Consider the following 3,863-nt stretch of genomic DNA (forward strand, 5'->3'; position numbering starts at 1 on the left):
AGTAGGTCGTCTCGCCGTTCTTCGTCAGCCTCGTAGTGCCCTACTGCCCCGCTGGCGAGGGAGCGGCGTCGCCTTGCGGCCCCTCGGCCGGACCCGTATCAACCTGAGGCTTCGCCAGCGACCAGACCTCATGGTCTCCCGAGCCGTCCGTTCTGACGACCCTCAGCGCGGCCCGGGTGTTGTCCTGCGTAAGGTAAGCGATCTCGGAGTCGCCCAGGAAGGCCAGCGCTATCTGGTCAGTGCCGCGAGCAAGGACCCGCTCTGATCCATCGGAGAGGCGCACAAGGCAGAGGGCGTCAGGAACAGGGCCTGTCGGCATACTGGCAGACGGCTCCCCTGTCCCCTCGGCCGAGGGCGGACCTGTAACCCGGGTGTAGGCTACGAGGTCACCTTGCGGCGTGGACCAAGCAAGGGGGCCTCCGATACGCCCCGTGGCGCACACCTTGACGTTCCCGGTCGAAGTGTCGAGGACTCCCAGGCTCTGGTCACGTGGTCCGCCCGCAAGTTGCTCGGCGGTCGACCACAGCACCAGCAGCCAGTCGGGGTGGCGTTGCGAGAAGGGGTAGACCACGGGTGGTGTGCCGCCGCTGGTATCCCAGACCTGCTTGGCGTCAGAGCCGTCGAGGCCGAGGCGGTAGACTGAAGGCTGTCCGGTCTTGGCGTTGGTGCCCACTCCGAAGAGGTCTCCCCCGTAGCTCCACGCCAGGTACTCGATACGGGCAGGGGGGCGGAACCACTGCGGCCCTTTGCCGGTACGCAAGTCCAGGAGCCCGAGGCGCTGCTCCGGATCTCGCGGATCGGGGTACAGGGCCACGACCGGCTCCGCTGGGCTTGCGGAGGCATCCGCGCCATAGCCGGTGTAGACGACACGATCCGGGCCCTGGGGAGGCACCAGGGCGATTGTCCTGATGGGTGAGCTATTCGAGCCACTGCTCAGCAGTAGAGCACTGCCACTCCCAGCAAAGTGGGGAAAACAGAAGCAACGCTCCGGGCGCAGGACGCGCACGGTACCTTGGGAGTACTCGTACAAGGGGCTCAGCTCGGCCATGCCCTGCAACTGGAATACCATGCGAACCGGCGGGCGTGAAGCCGCTACGGAGACGCCCCAGTATGTCTGTGCCCATGCTATCGTTGCAGGCGGTGGGACCGGCCCTTCGGAATGAGGTCTCGGCTCACATCCCTGAAGGACCAGCACCGCCGCCACGACCAGGAGCAGGCACGACGCTTGGTCTATCCTGTGACGCGGCTGCACCACGGATCATCCCTTCTGTGACGGGCCGAAGCAGAGCTGAAGGCGTCGGCGCCGCGCCACGACTGCCTGGATACGTACGCAGACTGCCGGTCGGGGTCGCAATCCCCGTCAGCGGAGGAGCCATGCCCCGACGTCCTGCTCACCGCATGTGCAATAGGTAGGACCGCGCACCTCTGAGACCATCGCCGTCCGCAGCCCCACGCTCTCGCAGGTCCAGGGGGGCCTTGCCTCGCTCTCAACGCCGTTCCCGTTCCTTCGAACGTGCATCTTCCTCACGCCGCAGGGCGGCCGCCGCAACCAGGTACCGCCGCATCACGACCGTCAGAGAGAAGGGCACCAGCAAGAGGCACATCGTCCCCGCACAGCCGAGGACCCAGGGCAGCCCCGCCATAGACGCAGCACCGCTCTGCGCGACCGGGGCCAGCAGGAATCCGATGGCGGCGGGAGGCAAGATCAGCCAGAGCATGGCGAGTCTGAGCCAGACAAGCACACATAGCCACGCGTTCCGGGCCAGCTCACGGACGTTGGGTGACTCGTGTCGCTTCGGCAGGTGGATGCCCGTGCGGTCGCATATCTGCCGAATCGCCTGCTGGCCCTCTACTGTCAGCGTCTCCGAGACTGTCAGCCACCGGTCCCACAGGGGCCCCGTCGTCAGCCAGAAGGCGACACCGTCGGTGAAGGGACGCCCACCGAGGTAACTCAGTGGCCCCGCTGCAAACGAGCGGTGGTCAGCCCGGTCAAACACGTCCGGGTTGGTCCACACTTTGGCGCTGTCGAAGCGCTCCCAGGAGATCCGGCGCAGCCCCCCAAGGGTTAGTGCCCACACACCGTCCTGGGATACCCGCAGGCCGAACGCGAACGGACGCGCCACCAGGCATAGGGAGAGGAAGATCAGCACGAAAGGGACCGTTTGAGGCCAGCAGGCTGAGGCCATGAGTGAGATCCGCACAACGGTTAGCAGTATGCCCGTTGGGAACGCCACACAGGCAAGGAGCATTGCCCAGCCGGTGGTGCTCGGCGGGTACGTGTGCATCGTCTCTACTGCCCCTCCTCCGTGCTTGGATATCGGTCTGTCTCCCTTCGCGCATCGTCTCACGAACCTCTCGCCGGAGTCCTGGGGCAGTCAATCGGCTGCTCAGCGAATGCGCATCGGTTTCTAGGGCACCGTGGGATCGTAGTTCTCACTTGGTGTAGTCAGTTTGAGATCCCTCTCCGCCTGTTCTGCGTACGGGTCAGCCTTCGGCAGCCAATCCACAAGGGACGAGACCTCTCTCAGAAGGCTGAGGTGCGTCCTGCTGACAGCTGCCAGTCCTCGCCCATCTGGCGCCCACCAGAACTGCTCGACCGGCTCTGGAAAGGGGTTCTGCACGTACGTGTGCGCCCCATGCTGCGTCCCGATGAACACTCCCGCCCCGTCGGGCCCAACTGTCGCCTGCGCCAGCAGCAACGCCGGGGCCGACCAAGGCCTCGCCTTCGCAGCTCAACGTCGATGGTCTTGTTCGGTCCCTCGAAGGTCGGGGCGGACACGTCCCTGAGTTCCACCCACAGCTCCTCAGCGGTGAGGACGATCGGCGGCGAGGCGAACAAGCCGATCCGAACCTCTCGCGTCTCCCCGCTGTAGGTCAGGTCCGTGATCCTGTCCGCAGGCACCTCCATGCTGATCGATGCCGATAGCGCGGACCGCACGACCAGCACGGACTGCACCTGCGCGTGCTCTCTCCCTGCCAAGGGCCAGACCATGTGGTGCGGGCGTGTAGTCTCGGTCAGCCGCCAGACACAGAAGCTCGCTTCGCGTGATGCTGGATTGTGGAGAATGCCGTCCTCCTCCAACAGAGCGTCGTGCAGAAGTGCGCCAATCTGCCTCAGGGCGTCCGCACTCCGAGCGATCAGGACGCATTCGTCGGGCGTACCGTTCCGCGACTCCATATCTGCACCGCTTTCATCTAGAAGGGCCACCAAGAGGGTACACGGAGGCGCCAGGACCACGGGCGTTTCCTGTTCAGCGTCCTGATGATGATCTGCCAATGCGGATAGTCGTGTGGCCCGCGGTGCGGGGCGTGGCGCTGGAAGTCGGCGATCCAAGGGCTGATATTGATGCCGCGTGTCGTTTTGAGCCAGGCCGCCAGTTCGCCGAACGCCCACTCGCCACCCACCAGCCAAGTGAGATACGCCGCGATCTCCGCAGGAATGGCCCCGGCCCGCATCGCCGGATCGCACCGATCGTACACCCCGGCATCAGCTGACGGATCCCAGAACGGGATCAGTAAGTCGCCGAACTGGAGGAATCCTTGCCATCCAGCATACCAAGTGTCGCCCTGCAGAAGGCGCCCAGGCCATGTGGTGTCCAGCCAGGGGGCCGGACTCACACGATCGGGTGCGGTGAGGGCAAGGCCGCCGGCATCGACCAACCCGGTAGGCGCGTCCCACACATACCGATATGCCCCGACGCCCTGCCTTGCGATCGGGTCCCTACTCCCAAACCTTCCCGTTCCAGCGTCGTACCATCGGTGCCACAGGAGCATCAGGTTCGGCAGGGGTTCGGTGAAATAGCCGTAGGCGCCGACGTACTGGTACGGAGTTGGCGTCGTGCCGCTGCTGTGCAGCGTGTTGC

The 3,863-nt window shown here is 65.3% G+C and carries 3 protein-coding genes; all 3 read right to left on the reverse strand.

What is annotated here, in order from left to right; genetic code table 11:
- Positions 1-40 precede the first annotated feature (40 nt).
- Complete coding sequence (locus ABFE16_09940) at positions 41-892, reverse strand: hypothetical protein (GenBank protein ID MEN6345620.1); 852 nt, start codon at positions 890-892, stop codon at positions 41-43.
- Between the two features lie 595 nt (positions 893-1,487).
- On the reverse strand, positions 1,488-2,285 hold the full coding sequence (locus ABFE16_09945; GenBank protein MEN6345621.1) for a hypothetical protein: 798 nt from the start codon (positions 2,283-2,285) through the stop codon (positions 1,488-1,490).
- A 910-nt stretch (positions 2,286-3,195) separates the two neighbouring features.
- Positions 3,196-3,863 (reverse strand): RHS repeat-associated core domain-containing protein (locus tag ABFE16_09950; protein ID MEN6345622.1); only part of this gene is annotated, 668 nt, incomplete at its 5' end.

The sequence above is a fragment of the Armatimonadia bacterium genome, from assembly GCA_039679385.1.
In the GTDB taxonomy this organism is placed as follows: domain Bacteria; phylum Armatimonadota; class Zipacnadia; order Zipacnadales; family JABUFB01; genus JAJFTQ01.